Source organism: Pseudonocardia sediminis, assembly GCF_004217185.1.
Classification (GTDB): Bacteria; Actinomycetota; Actinomycetes; order Mycobacteriales; family Pseudonocardiaceae; genus Pseudonocardia; species Pseudonocardia sediminis.
Map to the genome: position 1 here is coordinate 5,678,647 of NZ_SHKL01000001.1, position 20,767 is coordinate 5,699,413.

The 20,767-nt window shown below is 72.0% G+C and carries 21 protein-coding genes and 1 tRNA gene; 12 read left to right on the top strand and 10 right to left on the bottom strand.

The window, feature by feature from the left end; genetic code table 11:
* Nucleotides 1-9 precede the first annotated feature (9 nt).
* Nucleotides 10-462: an aminoglycoside phosphotransferase/kinase family protein gene (locus tag EV383_RS26620; RefSeq protein ID WP_130292463.1), complete on the top strand. Its 453-nt coding sequence runs from the start codon at nucleotides 10-12 to the stop codon at nucleotides 460-462.
* Between the two features lie 117 nt (nucleotides 463-579).
* On the opposite strand, the gene EV383_RS26625 is transcribed toward EV383_RS26620, so the two are convergent.
* The gene (locus EV383_RS26625) at nucleotides 580-927 is read right to left on the bottom strand and encodes a hypothetical protein (protein WP_130292464.1); all 348 of its coding nucleotides are present in this window, start codon (nucleotides 925-927) and stop codon (nucleotides 580-582) included.
* 468 nt (nucleotides 928-1,395) lie between these two features.
* Here EV383_RS26625 and EV383_RS26630 point away from each other — a divergent pair, with 468 nt between their 5' ends.
* The gene (locus EV383_RS26630; protein ID WP_130292465.1) at nucleotides 1,396-1,749 is read left to right on the top strand and encodes a hypothetical protein; all 354 of its coding nucleotides are present in this window, start codon (nucleotides 1,396-1,398) and stop codon (nucleotides 1,747-1,749) included.
* Here EV383_RS26630 and EV383_RS26635 read toward each other — a convergent pair.
* From EV383_RS26635 to EV383_RS26655, 5 genes are all read right to left on the bottom strand, one after another.
* Nucleotides 1,680-3,038: a PP2C family protein-serine/threonine phosphatase gene (locus tag EV383_RS26635; RefSeq protein ID WP_130292466.1), complete on the bottom strand. Its 1,359-nt coding sequence runs from the start codon at nucleotides 3,036-3,038 to the stop codon at nucleotides 1,680-1,682. The two genes, EV383_RS26630 and EV383_RS26635, sit on opposite strands and share 70 nt — an antisense overlap.
* A gap of 188 nt (nucleotides 3,039-3,226) precedes the next feature.
* Nucleotides 3,227-3,568, bottom strand: a complete 342-nt coding sequence (locus EV383_RS26640) for a YnfA family protein (RefSeq protein ID WP_130292467.1) — start codon at nucleotides 3,566-3,568, stop codon at nucleotides 3,227-3,229.
* 87 nt (nucleotides 3,569-3,655) lie between these two features.
* Entirely contained in the window at nucleotides 3,656-4,087 is a 432-nt protein-coding gene (locus EV383_RS26645; RefSeq protein WP_130292468.1) for a hypothetical protein, read from the bottom strand.
* An 87-nt stretch (nucleotides 4,088-4,174) separates the two neighbouring features.
* Nucleotides 4,175-4,615 carry a pyridoxamine 5'-phosphate oxidase family protein gene (locus EV383_RS26650; protein ID WP_130292469.1) on the bottom strand — a complete coding sequence of 147 codons (441 nt, stop codon included), beginning with the start codon at nucleotides 4,613-4,615 and terminating at the stop codon, nucleotides 4,175-4,177.
* 50 nt (nucleotides 4,616-4,665) lie between these two features.
* Nucleotides 4,666-5,502 carry an NAD(P)H-binding protein gene (locus EV383_RS26655; protein WP_130292470.1) on the bottom strand — a complete coding sequence of 279 codons (837 nt, stop codon included), beginning with the start codon at nucleotides 5,500-5,502 and terminating at the stop codon, nucleotides 4,666-4,668.
* A gap of 82 nt (nucleotides 5,503-5,584) precedes the next feature.
* Between EV383_RS26655 and EV383_RS26660 the strand changes: the two genes are divergently transcribed.
* The 3 genes from EV383_RS26660 to EV383_RS26670 all read left to right on the top strand — a co-directional run bounded on the left by EV383_RS26660 (nucleotide 5,585) and on the right by EV383_RS26670 (nucleotide 7,868).
* Entirely contained in the window at nucleotides 5,585-6,520 is a 936-nt protein-coding gene (locus EV383_RS26660; RefSeq protein WP_130292471.1) for an AraC family transcriptional regulator, read from the top strand.
* 113 nt (nucleotides 6,521-6,633) lie between these two features.
* Nucleotides 6,634-7,410: a CPBP family intramembrane glutamic endopeptidase gene (locus EV383_RS26665; protein WP_130292472.1), complete on the top strand. Its 777-nt coding sequence runs from the start codon at nucleotides 6,634-6,636 to the stop codon at nucleotides 7,408-7,410.
* A gap of 107 nt (nucleotides 7,411-7,517) precedes the next feature.
* Nucleotides 7,518-7,868 (top strand): hypothetical protein, encoded by a 351-nt coding sequence (locus tag EV383_RS26670; RefSeq protein ID WP_130292473.1) that lies wholly within the window; start codon nucleotides 7,518-7,520, stop codon nucleotides 7,866-7,868.
* A gap of 61 nt (nucleotides 7,869-7,929) precedes the next feature.
* Here the strand turns inward: EV383_RS26670 and EV383_RS26675 are convergent.
* Nucleotides 7,930-8,011, bottom strand: a tRNA-Tyr gene (locus tag EV383_RS26675).
* An 87-nt stretch (nucleotides 8,012-8,098) separates the two neighbouring features.
* On the opposite strand from EV383_RS26675, the gene EV383_RS26680 reads away from it, so the two are divergent.
* From EV383_RS26680 to EV383_RS26690, 3 genes are all read left to right on the top strand, one after another.
* Nucleotides 8,099-8,590 (top strand): YajQ family cyclic di-GMP-binding protein, encoded by a 492-nt coding sequence (locus EV383_RS26680; protein ID WP_130292474.1) that lies wholly within the window; start codon nucleotides 8,099-8,101, stop codon nucleotides 8,588-8,590.
* A 290-nt stretch (nucleotides 8,591-8,880) separates the two neighbouring features.
* On the top strand, nucleotides 8,881-10,122 hold the full coding sequence (locus tag EV383_RS26685) for an ATP-grasp domain-containing protein (RefSeq protein ID WP_130292475.1): 1,242 nt from the start codon (nucleotides 8,881-8,883) through the stop codon (nucleotides 10,120-10,122).
* A 36-nt stretch (nucleotides 10,123-10,158) separates the two neighbouring features.
* Nucleotides 10,159-12,192 carry a hypothetical protein gene (locus tag EV383_RS26690; protein WP_207223669.1) on the top strand — a complete coding sequence of 678 codons (2,034 nt, stop codon included), beginning with the start codon at nucleotides 10,159-10,161 and terminating at the stop codon, nucleotides 12,190-12,192.
* 38 nt (nucleotides 12,193-12,230) lie between these two features.
* Here EV383_RS26690 and EV383_RS26695 read toward each other — a convergent pair whose 3' ends face one another.
* Nucleotides 12,231-12,605, bottom strand: coding sequence for a hypothetical protein (locus EV383_RS26695; protein WP_165438512.1), 375 nt, complete (start codon nucleotides 12,603-12,605; stop codon nucleotides 12,231-12,233).
* Nucleotides 12,606-12,873: 268 nt separating this feature from the next.
* On the opposite strand from EV383_RS26695, the gene EV383_RS31460 reads away from it, so the two are divergent.
* On the top strand, nucleotides 12,874-13,332 hold the full coding sequence (locus tag EV383_RS31460; protein ID WP_165438513.1) for a BLUF domain-containing protein: 459 nt from the start codon (nucleotides 12,874-12,876) through the stop codon (nucleotides 13,330-13,332).
* A gap of 30 nt (nucleotides 13,333-13,362) precedes the next feature.
* Here EV383_RS31460 and htpX read toward each other — a convergent pair whose 3' ends face one another.
* Complete coding sequence (gene htpX, locus EV383_RS26705; RefSeq protein ID WP_130292478.1) at nucleotides 13,363-14,220, bottom strand: zinc metalloprotease HtpX; 858 nt, start codon at nucleotides 14,218-14,220, stop codon at nucleotides 13,363-13,365.
* Nucleotides 14,221-14,418: 198 nt separating this feature from the next.
* On the opposite strand from htpX, the gene EV383_RS26710 reads away from it, so the two are divergent.
* From EV383_RS26710 to EV383_RS26720, 3 genes are all read left to right on the top strand, one after another.
* Nucleotides 14,419-15,180, top strand: a complete 762-nt coding sequence (locus EV383_RS26710) for an enoyl-CoA hydratase (protein WP_130292479.1) — start codon at nucleotides 14,419-14,421, stop codon at nucleotides 15,178-15,180.
* Nucleotides 15,181-15,308: 128 nt separating this feature from the next.
* Nucleotides 15,309-17,249, top strand: coding sequence for a 2-oxoacid:acceptor oxidoreductase subunit alpha (locus tag EV383_RS26715; RefSeq protein WP_130292480.1), 1,941 nt, complete (start codon nucleotides 15,309-15,311; stop codon nucleotides 17,247-17,249).
* Nucleotides 17,246-18,322 carry a 2-oxoacid:ferredoxin oxidoreductase subunit beta gene (locus EV383_RS26720; RefSeq protein ID WP_130292481.1) on the top strand — a complete coding sequence of 359 codons (1,077 nt, stop codon included), beginning with the start codon at nucleotides 17,246-17,248 and terminating at the stop codon, nucleotides 18,320-18,322. Before EV383_RS26715 ends, EV383_RS26720 begins: the two co-directional genes overlap by 4 nt.
* Nucleotides 18,323-18,769: 447 nt before the next feature.
* Here the strand turns inward: EV383_RS26720 and EV383_RS26725 are convergent, their stop codons facing one another.
* The gene (locus EV383_RS26725) at nucleotides 18,770-20,575 is read right to left on the bottom strand and encodes a sunset domain-containing protein (RefSeq protein ID WP_130292482.1); all 1,806 of its coding nucleotides are present in this window, start codon (nucleotides 20,573-20,575) and stop codon (nucleotides 18,770-18,772) included.
* Nucleotides 20,576-20,767: the final 192 nt, after the last annotated feature.

Consider the following 20,767-nt stretch of genomic DNA (forward strand, 5'->3'; position numbering starts at 1 on the left):
GGGGTGCGCGTGGCCGAGGAGATCCCGCTGACCGGCGGCAACGTCAGCGACGGGGTGGTGCGGGTCGGGGACACCGTCCGCCGGCCCGCCACGCCGTCGACACCGGCGGTGCAGGCCCTGCTCGGGCACCTGCGCGACGCCGGGTTCCCCGGCGTCCCGCGCCCGCTCGGCCTCGACGACCGGGGCCGCGCGGTGCTCTCGTTCGTGCCCGGCGAGCCGGTGTTCCCGGACCGGACCGCGTTCCACGGCACCGACGACGGCCTGGCCGGGGTCGGCCGGTACGTCCGCGATCTGCACGACGTCCTCGCCGGGTTCGTCCCGCCGGCCGACGCCGTGTGGCGGGTCCCGATCCCCGACGTCGGCGATCACCTGGTCGTGCACCACGACCTGGCCCCGTGGTGGGCGAATGCGGAGCACGTCGACGCACATCCGCAGGTGTGGCGACGGACACTTCTCGGCTAGCCTCGCCCCGTTTCCGGGAACACCGCGGAAACGACAACACGCCGGACCCGTGGAACGGGTCCGGCGTGTGGTCATCGCTCAGTGGCGAGCCGCTTCCGACTCAGATGAGACGATTGTTCAGTCGTTGTTGAGCTGGTTCAGCGAGTCGCCGGCGGAGCAGCTGCCCTCGGCACCGGTGCCGTCGGCGGCGTTGCCGGTCGGGGCCAGCACGCCCAGGATGCCGACCGCGACGTTGGCGTCGATCGGCGGGCAGAGGGCAACGTTGTTGAGGGCGTTGACATCGCCCACGTTGACCAGGCCGTTCTGGCTGCTGTTGCGGCTGCTGTCCGAGAAGTTGACCTGGTCCGCGCCGCCACGGTGGTGGCCGCCCGACTCGCCGCCCTTGTCACCGGCGAACGCGAGCGGGCTCACGGCCAGCAGACCGGCGGTGACGGTGGCGGCGACGATTCCGACCTTCTTCAGCACAGTTTTTCTCCGTTGTGTACGGGGTCCGTGATGGACCCGTCGTGTTCAGCGGCGGTTGTTGGGAGCCCCGCTGATGAACTGAACGCTATCGGCCACCCGATCGAATCAACGAACGATCTACCTCTATCGGATGAAGGGCATTACTTTCCGGGACGTTATTGCTCTCATCAGGCATCTCCTGCGGACCGGAATCTGCGCATTCGTCCCAGCTTCGTGACGTTGTGTCGCCGTCGATTACACGAACGGCCGCGTATCCGGAAGCGGAACTACGCACCGTCACCCGAGCCACCCGGCCGGGGTCACCGGACAGCGGGACCCCGGACGTGTGTCACCGGTCCGGAGTGGCGTTCACCCGTCCCGGGCGGAGGCCCGGGCACCCCACGCGGCGGTCCGCGGTGCGTCCACACCGGATGGGGTCCGTACACGGCCCGTCTGCGGCAGGATCGGCGGGATGCTGACCGCCCAGGAGTGGCGGTCGGACGCGGCGCGACGATCGCGCGGGAGCACGGGGTGCGCGTCGGCTGGCAGGTCGCCGATGTGGCCCGGTACGCGAGCGCCGACGTCGTCGACCTCGTCGTGGTGCAGTACCTGCACGTCGAGGGCCTCCTCGACGTGGTGGGCCGGGCGGCCGCGACGCCGGGCCTGTATGTCCGGCGTTCCGAGCGCGTTCCGCAGGCGGGTTCGCCCCCCGCGCAGGACGCACTGTTCGTGGCCGTCCGGCCCGCCCCGGGGGGCGTGGCGGACCGTCCCGGTCAGTCCTGCTGCTGCGCGGCGAGGACCGCGAGGACCGCGGTGTCGTCGCTGGCGTTGCCGCGGGCGTAGTCGGTGACCCCGGTGTAGATGCGGTGCACCGTCTCCTCGGCGGTCCGGCCGCCGCAGGTGCGCAGGGCATCGAGCAGCCGCTGGTCGCCGAACAGCTCGGCGCCCGGCCCGGAGCGGGCCTCGGTCACGCCGTCGGTGTAGAGCAGCATCAGGTCACCGGAGCGCAGGTGCACCGTCTCGGTGTGCAGCAGCGGTGCGTCGAGCACGCCGAGCATGGTGCCGCCGGTGCCGACCACGTCGATGTCGCCACCGGCCCGCAGGACCAGCACCGGCTCGTGCCCGGCGCTGCTGAGCGTCCCGGTCAGGCCCCCGGCGCCGTCGGGGCGCAGGACCGCGACCGTGGCGGTGAGGAAGGTCCCGCCGAACTCCGCGCGCAGGGCCGTGTCCAGCCGCCGCAGCACCGCGGCCGGGTCGGACTCCCAGGTGGTGGTGACGCGGATCGTGTACCGGGCCAGCGCGGCGATCTGGGCGGCCTCGATGCCCTTGCCGCAGACGTCGCCCATCACCGCGCACCAGTCGTCACCCGCGCGGAACAGGTCGTAGAAGTCGCCGATCACCTCGGTGCCGGAACCCGCGGGCACGTAGGCCGCCGCGACATCGGCGCCGGGGATCGCCGAGAGCACCGGCGGCAGCAGGCCGGCCTGCAGGGCCCGGGACTGCGTCCGGGACTCCCCCAGCGCGGTGTAGAGGTCCGCCTGGCTCCGGCGCGAGTCCGCCAGCCGTACCCCGAGCTGGTCGGCCCGGCGCCGGCTGTCGACCAGGGACGAGCGCAGCCGGATCTGGCTGCCGATGGCCCGGGCGACCGTGGCCAGCAGGTGCACGACCCGCGGCGACCAGTGGTGCGCGCGCTCGTGCGAGACGCACAGGGCGCCGATCACCTGCTCGTCGGCGCCGTACACGGGCAGGCACAGGACCGATCCGACCCGCATGGACCGGACGATCCCCATGCCCGACACCCGCTCGTCGGCCGGAGCGTCGTCGACGACCAGGGGCTCGCCGAGGGCGACCACCAGCTGCCCGGGCGCGTCGTGGACCGGCTCCTGGGTGCCTGCGGGCGGACCCGGGCCGCGGGCGCTCTTGCGGTACGAGCGGGCGGTGTCGATCACCGTGAACACCGCGTTGCGGGCTCCGGTGAGCTCCTGGGCCAGCTCGACGAGGTCGTCGTAGGCCTGTTCCGGGGGCGAGTCGAGCAAGCCGGTCGCCATGACCGCGCTCAGGCGCTCCGGGGCGAGCAACGCGGCCGCGATCTCCGGTACCCCGGGAGCGGCGGGGGTCCTGATGACGTCCACGACCACACCTCCCCCGTCCGAGTCACCCTCGGCGCGCAAGGGACGACCACCACCTTACGGCCCGGAGCGGCCGGACACGCCGGACCGCCCCGGGAGGAGACCGGTGCCCGGACGAGCCTCGACACCTCCCGGTCGGTGGCGTACTCCACGGTGCCGCCCGACCTCTCGGGACGCATCGCCGGGGCGGCTCACAGGGCCCCGGAGCGGGGTGCGTACATGATCATCGCGACGCCTGCGAGGCAGATCAGGGCGCCGGTGACGTCGTAGCGGTCGGGCCGGAACCCGTCGGCGACCATGCCCCACACCAGCGAGCCGGCGACGAAGATCCCGCCGTACGCGGCGAGGATGCGGCCGAAGTTCGCGTCGGGCTGCAGTGTCGCGACGAATCCGTAGAGCCCGAGCGCGACGACACCGGCACCGATCCAGACCCACCCGCGGTGCTCGCGCAGGCCCTGCCACACGAGCCAGGCGCCGCCGATCTCCAGCAGGGCGGCGACGACGAACAAGGCGATCGAGCGGGCGATCAGCATGGGAGGTGGTCCTCGGTGGTCGCGGGCGGGTCGTGACGGCACCGGTCATGCTGCCGGACACCGCGGACCCGCCGATGCGCTCCGCCGTCAGCCCGCGCGGTCGCTCCTCCTGCCCAGCGGGCGCGTCCGCAGCATGATCACGCGACCGGCGTGCGCCTCGGAGTGGACGCTGACCTGCTCCATGAGGCCTCCCGCCAGCGCGAGGCTCCGCCCCGCGGACAGCCCGCCCCGGCTCAGCGGCATGGTCGTCTGATCGACGATCCGCACGGACAGACCGGTCGTCCCGTCGCCCACGTCCTCGACGGCGCTCCCGACCTGGATCATCTCGGCGCCGCCCCTGCGCCGCTCGTCGGCGATCGCCTCGGCGAGGGCGTCACTGACCGCGACCAGGACGTCGTGGGCGTCGTCGTCGTCGAAGGCGTGCTCGATGAGCCAGGGCCCCAGGTGCGCGCGCGCGACGCGGTCGGCGCCGGGGAGCGGGTCCACGAGGAACAGGCATGTGTCGCGTCCGGTACACACGGCGGAAGAGTCTAGCGATCACCGCCGGGGACACCGTCCGTCCACCCGACCGGTCGCGGTGCCGTCGCCGACCCGGCGGCGCGGAGCTCAGTTCGCGAAGCGGCGCACGGTCTCCGGGTGGAGGACGATCCGGACCCAGTCCGCGGCCAGCATCCCGGCGAGCTCCTCGGCCCGGGCCGGGTCGTGAAGGTCGTCCCAGTAGCGGGCGAAGAGGCGGGCCAGCAGGTCGTGCGCCCCGTCGGACTCGATCGTGACGCGGCCGGTGACCGACACCCACCGCTCGCGCTCCCCCACCGGGGTGGCGACGATGATCGAGGCGCGGGGATCGCGACCCAGGCGGCGCACCTTCGGCGACGCCGGGTCGGTGAAGAGCTCGATCGTGCCCTCGTCGGTGGCCTCGAACCACACCGGCCGGGGCTGTGCCGGGTCCGGGCCGCCGGCGACGGACAGGAAGCCGAACAGCGGCCGGCGGAGGAAGTCGAGGTCGTCGGCGGTGAGGAAGTCGGTTCTCGAGAAGCCGGTGGTCATCGCGGTCCTTCCGGAGGAGGGGAGGTAGGGATCGGTCGTGCGGACCGTGGTCATCGTCGCCAGACCCCCGCCGCCGCGGTCCGCAGCACGTAGTCCTCGAACGTCCGGGGCGCGCGTCCCAGCACGGTCTCGACGCCGTCGGTCGTCCCGGTGATGACGCCGCGCTCGATCACCTCGAACATCGCGGCGACGGCCCCGGCCTCCTCCGCGCCCAGTCCCGCCTCGACGAGGGCCGCGGCGTACTCGTCGACGGAGATCTGCTCGTAGGTCATCGGCCGCCCGGACGCCCGGGAGATCAGGTCGACGGCCTCGGCGAACGTGATCGGGCGCGGGCCGGTCAGCTCGTGGACCCGTCCGGCGTGCCGGCCCGGCTCGGTCAGCACCGCGGCCGCGACGTCAGCGACGTCCTCGATGTCGATGAACGGCTCCGGAACCTCACCGGCCGGGAGCGCCAGCTCGCCGTCGACGAGCGGGGCGTGGAAGAGCTTCTCGCTGAAGTTCTGGCTGAAGTTCGAGGGCCGCAGCACCGTCCACTCCAGACCTGAGCCGCGCACCGCGTCCTCGGCCGAGAGCATGTCGCGCCCGAACACGGTGTCGCCCCAGAGGTCGGCGCCGTGCCCGGAGAGCAGGACCAGGCGTCGCACGCCTGCGGCCTGCGCCCGGTCCGCGAAGCCGTGCACCGGCCCGGGCACGGACGGGGGCACGACGTAGACGCCCTCGACGCCCCGCAGCGCTGCGTCCCATCCGTCGGGAGCGGACCAGTCGAACGGGGTCTCGCTGGATCGGGATGCCGCGCGCACCGGGACGCCGCGCAGCCGCAACCGGGCGGCGACGCGACGTCCGGTCTTACCGGTGGCGCCGAGGACGAGGGTGGTTCCGTTGCTCATGCCGTCGATCCTGGCGGCGCCGGATCGGACGATCCATGGTCGAGAAGCCGGTTCGCCTGTCCATTCGTCTAACCTGTTTGGCGTGGACGTCTTCGGGGACCTGTTCCGTGGGGTGCGCGCGCAGGGATCGCTGTTCGGCAGCACGACCCTGACCGCGCCCTGGTCGTTGCGGTTCGTCGACGGCGCCCCGCTGACGTTGTGCACCGTGCTCGACGGCGCCGGGTGGATCGTCCCCGACGGCCACCCGCCCGAGCACGTCGCCACCGGCGACACGGTGATCGTGCGGGGTCCCGCGCCGTTCTCCTTCGTCGACGAGGTCGGCACCACCGCCGAGCCGATCGAGTGCGGCGAGGAGTGTGCGACGCCCGACCAGGGCGGGACCCGTCATCGGCTGGGCTGGCACGACGGCCCGTTCGACGCCGTCGCCGGCGCGACGACGCTGGTCACCGGCGCCTACCCGGTCCGGGGCGAGATCGGCCGGCGACTCCTGGACGCGCTGCCCGACGTCCTGCGCATCGCCCCCGACGGGTCGGCCGACGCCGTGCGCGACCTCCTGGCCGCGGAGGTCGCCGTCGACGCGCCGGGCCAGCAGGTGGTGCTCGACCGGCTGCTGGACTGGATGCTGGTGTGCTCGTTGCGCGAGTGGTTCGACCGGCCGGGCGGCGAGCCCCCGGCCTGGTGGGCCGCGCAGCGCGACCCGGTGGTCGGTGACGCGCTGCGCCTGCTGCACGACGACCCGGCGGCGCCGTGGACGGTGTCGTCGCTGGCCGGCCGGACCGGGGTGTCGCGGGCCACGCTGGCGAAGCGGTTCGCCGACCTGGTCGGCGAACCGCCGCTGACCTACCTCACCCGCTGGCGCATGACCCTCGCCGCCGACCTGATGACCGAGCGGGAGGGCTCGACGCTCGCCGAGATCGCCCGCGAGGTCGGCTACTCCGACGCCTTCGGGTTCAGCGCGGCGTTCAAGCGGGTCCGGGGCGTCAACCCGGTCGAGTTCCGCCGCGGCGCGACGGCCTGAGCCTCGACGTCTCGCGGCGCGGCCGTTCGGGTCGAGCCGGGTCCGGGCCGTAGCGACGCCGGGCGGTGCGCCCGTAACCTCCTGCGTCTGCCCAGACCCAGCAGGGGGACCCCATGAGCACCGGCGAGATGACGTCGGACAGGTTCGGGCGGGCCGTGGAGCGCCGGGACGGGGCCGACTTCCCGTTCCACGACGGGTCCCCGACCGGGATCTCCACCGGCCGGTGGGCGGCGGTCTGGCTCGCCTGCGGGGCGGCCTTCCTGGTGCTGACCCTGACCCCGGGATCCGGCGTCGTCGCGTTCCTCGCCCAGGTGGCGTTCACGGCGATCATGCTCGGTGCCCTGGCGTGGGCGGTGGGGCGGAACTGGACGGCGCTGTTCCGCCGGGTGCGCCTGCGCGACGTGGGCCTCATGGCGGGCTTCGCGGTGCTGAGCCTGCTGGTCAGCTCGGTGATGGCGATCATCGTCCGGCTGCTGTTCACGACGTCGGCCAACCCGCTCGCGACCCAGCCGCTCGGCGGCATCGGCCAGGACGTCCTGCGATGGGGCGGTGAGGCCGTCCAGCTGCTCGGCGAGGAGCTGCTGACCATGCTCCCGTTCCTCGCGCTGCTCCACGTCCTGACCGCCCGCGCGGGTCTGTCCCACCGCCCGGCGGTGCTGCTGGCCTGGCTCGCGACCGCGGTGTGGTTCGGCGCGCTGCACCTGCCGACCTACGACTGGAACGTCGCCCAGGCGTTGCTGATCATCGGTTCGGCCCGCCTGGTGCTGACGCTGGCCTACATCCGCACGAAGAACCTGTGGGTCTCGACCGGCGCCCACATCCTGTACGACTCGATCGGGCTGGTGCTGGTCCCGGTCATGAGCGCGACGGCCGCGGTACTGGCCGCCTGACGGTCGCGTGGCCCACACCCGATGCCGCACGAAGGATCCCCCCGTTGGGGGACAATCGATGTCCGCGCTCCCGGCCGGGACGCCCGACACGAATCCGGAGGACATCGATGCCGCCGGACTCCTCCTCGGTCGGCCGCTACCGCGCCCGGGTGCTCGCCGACGCGGCGGGGCGGCGGATACGCCGGTCGGTCTCGCGCGGGGAGAAGGACAGCGTGATCGTCTGCGGCACGTGCGACCGCTGGCTGGTGGTCGGACACGATCCCGACAGTGAGGATCTCGAGGCGACCGCGTTCCTCTGCGGCCGCTGCCGGGGTCTCAACGACGCCGCCGCGGCGGTGCCGGTGTCGCCCGGGGACGACCCCGACGACCCGGGGGGCGCGCCGGGCCCCGTCTCCCACGAGTGGTGGCTCCCTCTGGAGCCGGCGAACCCGTGGCTGAAGAGGCCCTTCGGGGAGTAGCCCGGAACGAGAACGACCCCCGCCCGCGTTTCCGCTGGTCGGGGGTCGTTTTCGTGTGGTGTGGCAGGTGAAGGATTCGAACCTTCGAAGGCGATGCCGACGGATTTACAGTCCGCTCCCTTTGGCCACTCGGGCAACCTGCCGGGGTGCGCTCGCTGTGCCCTAGCGCGTGGAGAAGGATACGACACCAACCGACCGGTCCCCGCAGGGGGCCTCGCAGAGGAGGACGCATGGCCGACCCGTCGTTCGACGTGGTGAGCAAGGTCGACCGCCAGGAGGTCGACAACGCCCTGAACCAGGCCGTGAAGGAGCTCTCGCAGCGCTTCGACTTCCGCGGGACGAACACCACGGTGTCGTGGGCGGGCGAGGAGGCGATCACCTTCGAGTCCGACACCGAGGAGCGGCTGCTCGCCGGCATCGAGGTGTTCAAGGAGAAGCTGATCAAGCGCAGCATCTCGCTCAAGGCGCTCGAGGTGGACGAGCCCGCGCTGTCCGGCAAGGCCTACAAGGCCGGCGGCAAGATCCTCCAGGGCATCGCCCAGGACAAGGCCAAGGAGATCAGCAAGTCGATCCGGGACGAGAAGCTCAAGGGCGTCCAGGCGCAGATCCAGGGCGACCAGCTGCGCGTTTCCGGCAAGAAGAAGGACGATCTGCAGGCGGTCATCTCGTTGCTCAAGGGCAAGGATTTCGGAATCGCCCTGCAGTTCACGAACTACCGCTGAGCCCCTCCCACCGCGGCCGGACGCCGTGATCCGCGGTCCGGCGTGAACGAGTTCACCCCGTGCCGTGAGCACTTGTCGCAAACGCCACCGACCCCCGGTGCGCAGCCCCCCGACGTCGCAGGCAGGACGCCTGCGGCGTCCCGGGTGCGACCCCGACCGGGTAGTCCGTAGCAGCCGTGCGTGTCCCGGCACCTCCCCGCCACAGGCCCTGTCACGCTCCCCTGTGGCAGGTAGGGTCCCCGACAAGATGTTCGAGACAATTGAACTCGTTGCAATGGGAGGAACTGCCGATGGCACAGCCTGAGCCGATCAGCAGGAACCCGGAAAAGGGATATGTAGCCCTTCTGGGATGGAGCCTGAACGCGGTTGAGGCTCTCGACCGATTCGACCGCCGTTATGTCGTGGTGGCGCCGGACTGGGCCGAGGAGTACTGCAAGAACAACGACATCCCGTACATCCCGTGGAACTTCGAGCGGCTCAACGACCGCTCGATGGAGATCGCGGAGACGCTGCAGAACGAGGGCGTCGACGTCGCCATCCCGCTGTACGAGGAGACCGTCGAGTGGGCCGGGGCCATCAACTCCGTGCTGCTCGACAACCCGCGCCTGCTGGGCCAGTCGATGCTGCTGCGCGACAAGGCGCTGATGAAGCGCCGCGCCCAGCTCGGCGGCATCCGGGTCGGGATCTTCGAGGAGGCCCACGACAAGGCCGACGTGATCCGCTTCCTGAAGCGGGTCAACCAGACCCTGCTCAAGCTCGACGGTGACCCGAACGACCCGATCCACCTCAAGGCCTTCGACAAGGCCGGGTGCCTCGGACACCGCGTCATCCGCACTCCGGACGAGGTCGACACCATTCCGGAGGAGGAGTTCCCGGTCCTGATGGAGTCCCACCTCGACGGATGGGAATTCGCCGTCGAGGCCTGGGTGCACAATGGCAAGATCAAGTTCCTGAACATCTCGGAGTACGTCACCCTCGGCTATTCGGTGTTCGTGCCCGCGACGCCCGAGCTGGAGAAGTACCGGCCGGCCATCACGGCACAGATCGAGAAGCTCATCAAGACGTTCGACATCGAGTTCGGATTCGTGCACCCCGAGTACTTCGTCACCAGTGACGGCGAGATGTACTTCGGTGAGGTCGCCTACCGTCCGCCGGGCTTCAAGGTGTTCGAGCTGCTCGAGCGCGCCTACGGCTTCAACGCCTACCAGGCCCTCGTCCTGGCCTTCGACCCGAAGACCACCGAGGAGGAGATCGACGCCTTCTTCCCGAAGGAGGTCGTCGACGCGCGCGGCTACGCGGGCTGCTTCGGCGTGTACCCGCGCCGCCGGGTCGTCAGCGAGCTGTCGATCCCGGAGGAGACCGAGGACCACGACTACTTCGAGTCGCACGAGCTCTCGGCGCCCCTCGAGGAGACGGTCACCAAGCGCACCGCCTTCGGTACGCACTGGGGACTGGTGTACTTCTTCGGTGACGAGCCGTACCAGATGCGCGATCTACTGAAGAGACAAGAGGATCTTGATTTCTACGTCTGATGTCCTCTCGGGGGCTCGAGCGCTCAGGAGAAGTCGTTGACCGAGATCGACACGGCTGACGGCGACGCCACGCTGGTCAAACGGCTGGCGGCGCTCGACGACGCCACGCGGGCCATGGCGGAGAGCCGGGACTTCGGCAAGCAGCTCAAGCTGCGCCGGGTCCTGGACTCTCTGCGTCGTGCACTGCAGCAGCCGGGAGGCTGCGCCGCCGTGCAGGCCCGCGCGGCCGCCCTGGACGAGGCCGGGCTGTTCCGGGGGACCGACTGGGACTCCCCGGAGATCCTGGTCCCCGCCCTCGGTGCGGCCGGGCTGCGCAGCGGCGACGCGGACACGGTCCTGCTGGAGGCGACCAGCGAGCTGCGGATGCTCGCGATCGCCACCGGCGACTACGTGCACCCGGACGTCTCGGCCGAGGACGCGCACCAGTTCGTCTCGCAGATCCTGGCCACGAACATCACGATGCTGTTCACCCCGCCGAGCGAGGCCGAACGGACGAAGCAGGGCCGGCTGGCCCAGCTGATCCGGGACCTGTTCCGTCACCTCGGCGAGCGGATCGGCTACGAGAGCGTCCTCGACCGTCTGGTCGACGAGATCTGGCGGATCCTGCGCCAACGTCCGATCCAGGTCGACCAGGTCGAGAAGATGATCACGCAGATCGCGGTCTACCGCAGCGACCCGGACGTCGACCTGGGCGCGTCGGGTCAGGGGCTGGACCGGCTCATCACGAGCCTGTTCGGCACCACGGAGGCGTCCCGGGAGGACCCGGGCATCGACGTCTACCGGTCCCGGCTGGAGGCGATGGACGCCAGCGCACTGCAGTTCGAGGCGTCCGGTTTCGCCCGGGCGATGCACGACACCGGGCTCGTCTCGCCCTACCACGCCGAGCTGCTCCGGTACCTGCGTGAGGGCAACGACTACCTGCTCGCCGAGGCGCTGGGCCTGTCCAACACCGGGCGCGACTGCATGCTGCGCTTCCACGACCTGGTCGGGCGCCTGATCGAGGAGGCGGTGCACCCGCAGACCGCCCAGTGCATCTACGGGCTGGCGCTGATGCTCGACCGCGGCATCCTCTACGAGCCGGCGGTCGAGCCGTCGCTGTGGCGCCAGCTCGCGCTACCGCTCTCGCCCTACGCGCAGGAGCGCCTGACCACCGCCTACGGCCCGACGCCGTCGCCGAGCGCGCGGCTGCTCGCCGGGGTGCTGTCGATGCTGGGCCTGCCGCTCGGCGTGGGCCAGGGCGACAACCCGACGTGCCAGTCGGCGCGCGCGTTGTCGATGTGGGCCTACAACGACCCGGACTACCTGCTGCAGATGGTGGTCTGGGCGGCCCGCGACGACGAGATCATCATGCACTTCGAGGGACAGCCGATCTCGTCGCGCGAGAGCGTCTCCGGCGTGGCCACCACGCTGCCGACCGACCTGGACCCGGTGTCGCTGCTCGTCGTGCCGCACCTGGACCGGATCTACGCCGAGATGGGACGCCGGTGCGCCGGCCGTCCCGGCGACCCGCACCGCTGGGTCAACCCCGAGTTCCACGGCTGGTGGGCCGGGCGCGGGTTCTACATCGACGTCGACGTCGAGACCGGCAACCTGATCGACCTCGACGACTTCATCCGAAACTTCTACGCCAGCTACCACCCGGCCTACAACGGCTACCAGCCGTTGATCCACCCGCAGCCGGCCGGTGTCGCCGTCACCGACAGCGCCGCCCGCTACATCGGCTGGCACGCGATCACGATCCTGCGGGTCGCCCCGGACCCGCAGGACGACATGCGGGTCTACTTCTACAACCCGAACAACGACAGCGGGCAGGACTGGGGCGACGGCGTCGTGGTCAGCACCGCGGGCCAGGGCGAGCGCTTCGGTGAGGGCTCGCTGCCGTTCGAGCAGTTCGCGTCGCGGCTCTACATCTACCACGTGGACCCGTTCGAGCGAGGTCACCCGGACCGCGTCTCACCTGCGGAGATCGAGCAGGTCACCGGCTACATCCACCGCAGCTGGGGAGCCGACCGGGTCCCCGTCGGCGAGCTGCAGGCCTCCCCCGAGCCGGCCGAGGGCTCCCCCGTCTGACCGGTCCGGCCGGACCGCCCCCGCCGGGTGGTCCCGGCCTACGGGCCGCTGATCGGTGCGGCGTCGGCCGGGGCCCCCGACTCGACGACGACGACGCCCACCCCGAGCGCCAGCACCAGCACGGTCGCCCCGGCGAGCACCAGGGGCAGGACCCTGCCCCGGGACCGGCCGGAACGTTGCTGCCGCACCGACGACGACGCCCACGCCTGCGGGCCGGTGTGCTGCGCCCTGGCCTGCTCGTCGATGACCGGCGGGGAGGTCGGGAAGACCTGCGGGACCGCGGCACGCTGCGACGGGATGATCGGCAGCACCTGCGTCGGCGGCTCCTGGATCGGGGAGTCGGCCGGCCCGGCCGGGGCGGGGACCTCGAGATCGTCGGCGAGCCGGTGCCGGGGCTGTCGGGGAGCCGTCATCGTGATGTCCTTCTCGGCGCGGGGTGGGGCTTCCGTCCTTCACATCGTGAACCCGACATCGTTCCGTTACCAGAGGCCCGCCCGTCCGGTCCCGGAGCGCGCCCGTCGCAAACTGAGACGTGTTCTGTGGTACCGGTCACAGAGACTCGGCGGGCCGGATCCTGCACCCGCCTGCCCTTGGCGTGCTCGGCGGGCTCGACGTCGAGTGATCTCCACGACGGGCACGCGGAGAGCGCCGCGGCGGCCCCAGCTCGAGGAGACCACCTACATGACCGACGCGACGACGGCGTCCCCCGACCCGACGTTCCGCCTGATCTACCGCAGCCACATGAGGATCCCCCAGGAGCAGCGCAAGGCCGTCCTCGGCGAGATCTTCAGCGTCGCCCGGAGCAACAACAAGCGCCAGAACGTCACCGGCGCACTGCTCATCTCCGACGAGTGGTTCGTGCAGGCCCTCGAGGGTGACGAGCAGGCCGTCCGCCGGCTCTACGAGCACATCGCGAGCGACGTCCGGCACGAACGCGTCTCCGTCATCGACGAGCGCCTGCTCGACGGGCGGACGTTCGGCCGCTGGTCGATGGCCCAGGTCACCGAGGACGGGGAGCCCGACATCCCGCTGCTGATGAACCGGGACAAGGGCGGCATCAGCCGGGCGGCCAGGCAGCCCACGACGATCGACCAGGACTCGGTGCTGGACTTCATGCGGGGCTCGCTGGCCGAGTCCTGAGGAGACGGTCCGGGCGGCGGGAGGGACCCTTCAGCCGCGCCGGGCCATCTCCTGCAGGCGCGCGATCCGGTCCTCCATCGGCGGGTGCGTGGAGAACCAGCGGGCCATCCGCTCGCCCGGGCGGAACGGGTTGGCGATCATCAGGTGCGACTGCGCGGTCAGGCTCGGTTCCGGCGGCAGCGGCGTGGCCGCGGTGCCGTACTGCAGCTTGTGCAGCGCCGAGGCCAGCGCCAGCGGGTCGCCGGTGAGCTCCGCTCCCGACGCGTCGGCCTGGTACTCCCGCGAGCGGCTCACCGACATCTGCACGACGCCGGCCGCGACCGGCCCGAGCAGCGCGATCAGGATCATCGCGATCGGGTTCGGGCGGTTCTCGCTGCCGCCGAACATCCCGGCGAACATCGCCATGTTGGCCAGGAACCCGATGATGGCGGCCATCGCGCCGGCCACCGAGGAGATCAGGATGTCGCGGTTGTAGACGTGGCTGAGCTCGTGGCCGATGACGGCGCGCAGCTCGCGCTCGTCGAGCAGCTCCAGCAGCCCGGTCGTCGCGCAGACGGCGGCGTGACGCGGGTTGCGGCCGGTGGCGAACGCGTTCGGGGCGTTGGTGGGGCTGATGTAGAGCGCCGGCATCGGCCGGCGGGCCTTCTGGCTCAGCTCGCGGACGATCCGGTGCAGCGCCGGGTGCTCGGCCTCGGTGATCGGCTGGGCGTGCATCGCACGCAGGGCGAGCTTCGCGGAGTTGAAGTAGGAGTAGCCGTTCACGCCGAGCGCGACCAGGACGGCGATGACCAGGCCGGTCCGTCCGAAGAAGGACCCGAGCAGCAGGATCACCGCGCTCATCCCGGCGAGCAGCACGGCCGTCTTCAGTCCGTTCATGTGACGGTGCACGACGGCGCCCTCCTTTCCTTCGTTCTTCTCGCCCCGCCCGGTGAACGAGCGGTACCGGATGCACGTTCCCCGCCGTCGCCGGACGTGTGCCCGGCGCCACGTTCCCCTGGGCGGCACCGGCACCGTGCGGAGGACAGATGCGAGGGGATAGTTTTCGACCATGAGCACCGACGACGTTCTCGGCCCCGCGGAGGAGAAATGAGCACCGAGGTCCGGACCGAGATCACCGACGACGGCGTCGCGGTGCTGACGGTCTCCAACCCCGCCCGTCGCAACGCCCTGAACCTGGAGCTGTCCGGGAAGCTCGTCGCCGCGGTGGACGCCGCCGTCGCCGACGAGAGGGTCGGCGCGATCGTGATCACCGGGGAGGCGCCCGCGTTCTGCGCCGGTGGCGACCTCGCCGAGCTGCAGGAGGCCGACCCGGAGACGCTGCGGCGCGTCTACTCCGGGTTCCTGGCCATCGCGGCGTGCCCGCTGCCGACGCTGGCCGCGGTGAACGGCGCCGCCGTCGGCGCCGGCATCAACCTGGCGCTGGCCTGTGACGTGCGCCTGGCCGGCCCGACGGCGAGGTTCGACGTCCGGTTCATGCAGCTGGGCCTGCACCCCGGCGGCGGCTACACGTGGATGGCGAACCGGGTGCTCGGCGCCCAGGGTGCGGCCGCGATGACACTGTTCTGCGACGTCCTCGACGCCGCCGAGGCCCAGCGCGTCGGGCTCGTCTGGCGCGCCTACGAGTCCGACGAGGCGCTGCTCGACGGCGCCCGCGAGCTCGCCGGACGGGCGGCCTCGGCGGACCGGAAGCTGATCGAGCAGACCAAGGCCACGATGCGCGTCACCTCGCGGCTGGACGCCCAGTCCGACGCGACCGACATCGAGGTCCGCGCCCAGGCCGAGTCGGTGCACTCGGAGGACTTCCGCAAGCGTGTCGCGGCGCTGCAGGCGAAGATCAGCAAGAAGTGATGGAGATCACCACATAACGTAACTTGAGTTATGTGACGTGGGACCGGGTGAGCGGACACCACCTCTCACGAGGAGTTAACCTCGCCTTAGCGCACCACCGTCGAGGAGAACCGGGGACTGACCTGCCCATGACGACCAGCGACACCCCTGTCGAGACCCGCGACTCCGAGGTCGTGCAGCGCGACCGGGTCGTGATCCGGTTCGCGGGCGACTCCGGTGACGGTATGCAGCTCACGGGCGACCGCTTCACCTCCGAGACGGCGAACTTCGGCAACGACCTGTCGACGCTGCCCAACTTCCCCGCCGAGATCCGGGCCCCCGCCGGGACCCTGCCGGGCGTGTCGTCGTTCCAGCTGCACTTCGCGAACTACGACATCCTGACCCCCGGCGACCGTCCCGACGTGCTCGTCGCGATGAACCCGGCCGCGCTCAAGGCGAACATCGCCGACCTGCCGCACGGCGGGATCCTGATCGTCAACACCGACGAGTTCACCAAGCGGAACCTGACCAAGGTCGGGTACGAGGCGAACCCGCTCGAGGACGACTCGCTCGAGGAGAAGTACGCGGTGCACGGCGTCGCCATGGCGACCCTGACCCGCGGTGCACTCGAGGAGACCGGGCTGTCCAAGAAGGACGCCGAGCGCGCGAAGAACATGTTCGCGCTCGGGTTGCTCTCGTGGATGTACCACCGGCCCAGCGAGTCCACCGAGCGGTTCCTGCGCGAGAAGTTCGCCAAGCGTCCCGACCTCGCCGAGGCCAACATCCTGGCCTTCCGCGCCGGGCACGCCTACGGCGAGACGACCGAGGCGTTCGCGGTGACCTACGAGGTCGCCCCGGCCAAGCTCGCGCCCGGCACCTACCGCCAGATCACCGGCAACACCGCACTGTCCTACGGGCTGGTCGCGGCCGGGCGGACGACCGGGCTGCCGGTCTTCCTCGGCTCGTACCCGATCACGCCGGCGTCGGACATCCTGCACGAGCTGTCCAAGCACAAGGCCTTCGGCGTGACCACGTTCCAGGCCGAGGACGAGATCTCCGGCGTCGGCGCCGCGCTCGGCGCCTCGTTCGGCGGCGCGCTCGGTGTCACCACGACGTCGGGCCCGGGTGTGGCGCTCAAGGGCGAGACGGTCGGTCTGGCCGTCGCGCTGGAGCTGCCGCTGCTGGTCGTCGACGTGCAGCGCGGTGGCCCGTCCACCGGCCTGCCGACCAAGACCGAGCAGGCCGACCTGCTGCAGGCGATGTTCGGCCGCAACGGCGAGTCGCCGCTGCCGATCATCGCGCCCTGCACCCCGGGCGACTGCTTCGCCGCCGCGGTCGAGGCCGCGGCGATCGCGGTGAAGTACCGGACGCCGGTCATGCTGCTCTCCGACGGTGCGCTGGCCAACGGCTCGGAGCCGTGGAAGGTCCCGGACGCGGACTCGCTCGAGCCCGTCGACCCCGGTTTCGCGACCGAGCCGAACGCCCCCGACGGGACCGGCGAGTTCTGGCCGTACCTGCGTGACACCGACACCCTGGCGCGTCCGTGGGCGATCCCCGGCACTGCCGGGCTGGAGCACCGGATCGGCGGCCTGGAGAAGGCCGACGGCCGCGGCTCGATCTCCTACGACCCGGACAACCACGACCGCATGGTCCGGTTGCGCCAGGCCAAGATCGACGGCATCGACGTCCCGGACCTGACCGTGGACGACCCCGACGGTGACGCCGACATGCTCGTCATCGGCTGGGGCTCGACCTACGGCCCGATCAACGCCGCCGCACGCCGGGTGCGCGGCAAGGGCCACAAGGTCGCGACCGCGCAGATCCGCAACCTCAACCCGATGCCGGCCAACCTGGGCGAGATCCTCGGGTCGTACTCCACCGTGCTCTGCCCCGAGATGAACCTCGGACAGCTCGCGATGCTGCTGCGCGCGAAGCAGCTGGTCGACGTCAAGAGCTACACCAAGGTCGCCGGGCTGCCCTTCGGTGCCGAGGAGCTGCAGGACGTGTTCCTGGACTACCTGACCGGGACCCACCCGCACGCCACCCACGCCGCAACCGACTCCGCGTCAACCACTGGAGCGCAGGCATGACCGCCACCGACCTGGGACTGCCGTCGATCGGCGGTCTCGACGGGGTTCCCACCACCGACGCCAAGCAGACCGCGAAGGACTTCACCTCCGACCAGGAGGTGCGCTGGTGCCCGGGCTGCGGCGACTACGCCGTGCTCGCCGCCGTCCGGCAGTTCCTCCCCACCCTGGGGATCAAGCGCGAGAACACCGTCTTCGTCTCCGGCATCGGCTGCTCGAGCCGCTTCCCGTACTACCTCAACACCTACGGGATGCACTCGATCCACGGCCGCGCCCCCACCATCGCCACCGGGCTCGCGACGTCGCGCCCGGACCTGTCGGTGTGGGTCGTCACCGGTGACGGCGACGCGCTCTCGATCGGCGGCAACCACCTGATCCACGCGTTGCGCCGCAACGTGAACCTCAAGATCCTGCTGTTCAACAACCGGATCTACGGGCTCACCAAGGGCCAGTACTCGCCGACGTCGGAGGTCGGGAAGGTCACCAAGTCGACGCCGATGGGGTCGCTGGACCACCCGTTCAACCCGATCTCGCTGGCACTCGGCGCCGAGGCGACGTTCGTCGGCCGGGCGCTGGACTCCGACCGCAAGAGCCTCCAGACCGTGCTCGGCGCGGCCGCGGCGCACCGCGGGTCGGCCCTGGTCGAGATCTTCCAGGACTGCCCGATCTTCAACGACGGCAGCTTCGACGTGCTCCGCAAGGGCGAGAACGAGAACCGCCTGATCCCGGTCACCCACGGCGAGCCGATCCGCTTCGGCGCCGAGGGTGAGGACGGCCTGGGCACCCACGCCGTCGTCCAGAAGGGGTTCGGGCTCGAGGTCGTCGAGGCGGCCTCGGTCGACCCGTCGCAGATCGTGGTGCACGACGCCGGAGACCACGAGCTCGCGTTCGCGCTCTCGCGCCTGTCCGACCAGGACCTGACCCACACGATCACCGGGATCTTCCGGCAGGTCGAGCGGACCACCTACGACGACGCCGCGCGCGCCCAGGTGCAGCAGGCCAAGGACGCCGCCAATGGCGAGGCCGACCTGCAGAAGCTGCTCGACGGCCGCGACACCTGGACGATCGTCGCCTGACCGGCCGCACACGACGTCGGGCCCCGTTCCTCCTGCAGGGACGGGGCCCGACGTGTGTCCGCTCCCGCGCCGGCCCGCCCGCGTCCGGCGTCACGAAACGGTGGGCCACTCCGCCATCGCGTGACGCTCGCCGGCCGGGTTGTGTGTCGCCGTGGGGGGACGAACATCGGGCGTCACGTTGTGGCGAGGGGGACGTACATGTCGTGACGCTCGACGAGTGCGCGGCCCGTCATCGGCGGAGAGCGGCATCGGGCGTCACGAAACGGCGGGCCACACCGACATCTCGTGACGCTCGTCTGGCGGCAGGCCGCAAACCGGGTTGGACCGCGTCGGGCCGGGCCGGGCCGAGCCGAGCCGAGCCGGGCCGGGCCGCGCCGGGCCGCTTGCTGACGACGTCGGGCCCCACTCCGCCGGGGCGGGGTGGGGCCCGATGTGGGTTCGGCGGTGCTACCGCTTGCCGGGACGCTCGTTCCAGGCGATGAAGCCGGCGGCCTGGGCCTCGACGACGCCGATGAAGTAGATGTCGGCGCGGGTGCGGATGTAGTACGGCGACTCCGTCGTGTGGTAGCGGCGCGAGCCGCTGTGCGCCTTGACCTGGTGCGTGTCCGGCGGCGCGGAGCCGTCGGCCGGGGCGTGGATCGAGCCCGGGTGCGGGCCCTCCGCGGCCCGCGGCACCCCGCTCCCGGCGACCGCTCCTCCGGGGGTCCCGGCCGGGCCGATCAGGCCCGAGTCCAGGGACGCCAGCGCGGAGCCGCCGAAGCGGTTGTCCGCGGCGGCCGGACCGCCCGGGTGGGCCGGGCCGGCCTGTCCGGTGCCCGCGGCCTGACCCGGCGCATCGGTCCCGGCACCCACCGGGCCGGAGCCCGTCCCGATCGGAGCATCGGCGGTCGAGTCGGTCTCCGTACCGGTCGGGACCGCACCCGAGGTCGCCGCGGACGACGTGGTCCCGTCCGCAGCGGCCGTGCCGGCCGCCGGTGCCGTACCGGTCGCGGGTGCCGTGCCCGTCGCGGCTGCCGTGCCGCCGGCGGGAGCGGTCGTCGAGGGCGTGTCGTCGTCCGCGCCCGACGCGGCGACCCCGACGGCGGCGGCACCGGCCACGCCCGCGGCCGCGACACCGGTCGCGACCGTGGACGATCTCGTCCCGGACCCCTCCCCCTCGCCCGTGCCCGCTCCCGCCGGAGCGGCCGGGGACCCGGCACCGTTGCTCTCCGGCCCCGCACCGGGCGTCGTGGGATCACCGCCGGACGAGGGCGTGCCGGTGGACGCCGTCGCGGGAGCGCCCCCCGGAGCCGCACCGTCGGAGATGAACCCGCCCGCGGTGCTGGTGAGCTTGTGCGGGTCCTGCCGCGGGTCGTAGCCGGTCTGCCAGATCTGGGTCGACGGAGTCGTGGCCCCGCCGGTGTCGGTCGAGGCGGTACCGGTCGGGGCGTCGGTCGTGGTCGCACCGACCGTGGCGGCACCGGCCACCGTCGCACCGGCCACGGCACCACCGGCCGCCGTGACACCGGAGGCGCTCGCCCCCGGGGTGCTCGCGCCCGGGGTGGTCGCCTCGGCCGCGGAAGGGGCAGAGGACGGGGACGACCTCGGTGCGGTGGCGCCGGGCGTCGTCGGGCCCGTCGTGGAGGAGTCGGCGAACAGCGCGTCGCCGCCGGTCGCGGCCGGGAGGCGTCCGTCGCCGGAGACGGCGGGCGACCCGCTCGCGGGGGTGGTCGTGTCCGAGCCGGGCACGACGGCCGGGGATCCGGACGGCGGTGTCACCGGCTCACGCGCGGAGCCCTCGTCCCGGACCGACGCACCCGGGCCCCGACCGTCGCCGGAGCGTTCGACGCCGGAGTTCTGCCCGTCGATGGTGGTCTGCCCGTCGGTGGAGTCCCCGCGCGTCGCGGCGTAGGCGGCCCCGCCCGCACCGAGACCCACCGCCGCGGCGGCAGCACCGGCCGCCTTCCCGGAACCGGAACCCGAGCCGGACCCGCCGGCCGGCGCCGCGTCGGCCGGGTCCTCACGCAGAGCGTGCCGCGGTCGCGACTCCTCCACGGGCGGCGGGCCGGCGTCGGTGCCGGCGGAGCCGCCCGTCCCCGCCTGCGGTGCGGGCGGTCCTCCCGGCGGGGGCGCGTCGGCCGGGGCGGACCCGGCAGACGATCCGGTCTCCTGCTCCGCGCGGGCACGCGACCTCGACCGCGCGCGCAGCACCAGCGCGACGATCACGATGATCACGATGACGGCGATGAGCAGCCACAACACGCTCTGGCCCATGTCGGCCCTCCGATCGGTGTCCGGACCGGACGGCCGCGAACGGATGGTTGATATCACGGATCGTGCCCACCGCACAGGTGTCGCACGGCCGCGGTCCCACCCGGCCCCGGCGCCGGTCACCTCCCCGCCATCGTGCCGCGCCGACCCCCTCCACGCCGCCCCCGACACCCACCTTTCGAATGACGGGGCGCC

What these genes read in the sequence shown, in the direction of transcription:
- EV383_RS26695 (WP_165438512.1), bottom strand. Translation starts at nt 12,605, where the DNA reads ATGACGGCTCCCCGACAGCCCCGGCACCGGCTCGCCGACGATCTCGAG.
- EV383_RS26685 (WP_130292475.1), top strand. Translation starts at nt 8,881, where the DNA reads ATGGCACAGCCTGAGCCGATCAGCAGGAACCCGGAAAAGGGATATGTA.
- EV383_RS26680 (WP_130292474.1), top strand. Translation starts at nt 8,099, where the DNA reads ATGGCCGACCCGTCGTTCGACGTGGTGAGCAAGGTCGACCGCCAGGAG.
- EV383_RS26665 (WP_130292472.1), top strand. Translation starts at nt 6,634, where the DNA reads ATGAGCACCGGCGAGATGACGTCGGACAGGTTCGGGCGGGCCGTGGAG.
- EV383_RS26670 (WP_130292473.1), top strand. Translation starts at nt 7,518, where the DNA reads ATGCCGCCGGACTCCTCCTCGGTCGGCCGCTACCGCGCCCGGGTGCTC.
- EV383_RS26650 (WP_130292469.1), bottom strand. Translation starts at nt 4,615, where the DNA reads ATGACCACCGGCTTCTCGAGAACCGACTTCCTCACCGCCGACGACCTC.
- EV383_RS26640 (WP_130292467.1), bottom strand. Translation starts at nt 3,568, where the DNA reads ATGCTGATCGCCCGCTCGATCGCCTTGTTCGTCGTCGCCGCCCTGCTG.
- EV383_RS26710 (WP_130292479.1), top strand. Translation starts at nt 14,419, where the DNA reads ATGAGCACCGAGGTCCGGACCGAGATCACCGACGACGGCGTCGCGGTG.
- EV383_RS26715 (WP_130292480.1), top strand. Translation starts at nt 15,309, where the DNA reads ATGACGACCAGCGACACCCCTGTCGAGACCCGCGACTCCGAGGTCGTG.
- EV383_RS31460 (WP_165438513.1), top strand. Translation starts at nt 12,874, where the DNA reads ATGACCGACGCGACGACGGCGTCCCCCGACCCGACGTTCCGCCTGATC.
- EV383_RS26725 (WP_130292482.1), bottom strand. Translation starts at nt 20,575, where the DNA reads ATGGGCCAGAGCGTGTTGTGGCTGCTCATCGCCGTCATCGTGATCATC.
- EV383_RS26720 (WP_130292481.1), top strand. Translation starts at nt 17,246, where the DNA reads ATGACCGCCACCGACCTGGGACTGCCGTCGATCGGCGGTCTCGACGGG.
- EV383_RS26655 (WP_130292470.1), bottom strand. Translation starts at nt 5,502, where the DNA reads ATGAGCAACGGAACCACCCTCGTCCTCGGCGCCACCGGTAAGACCGGA.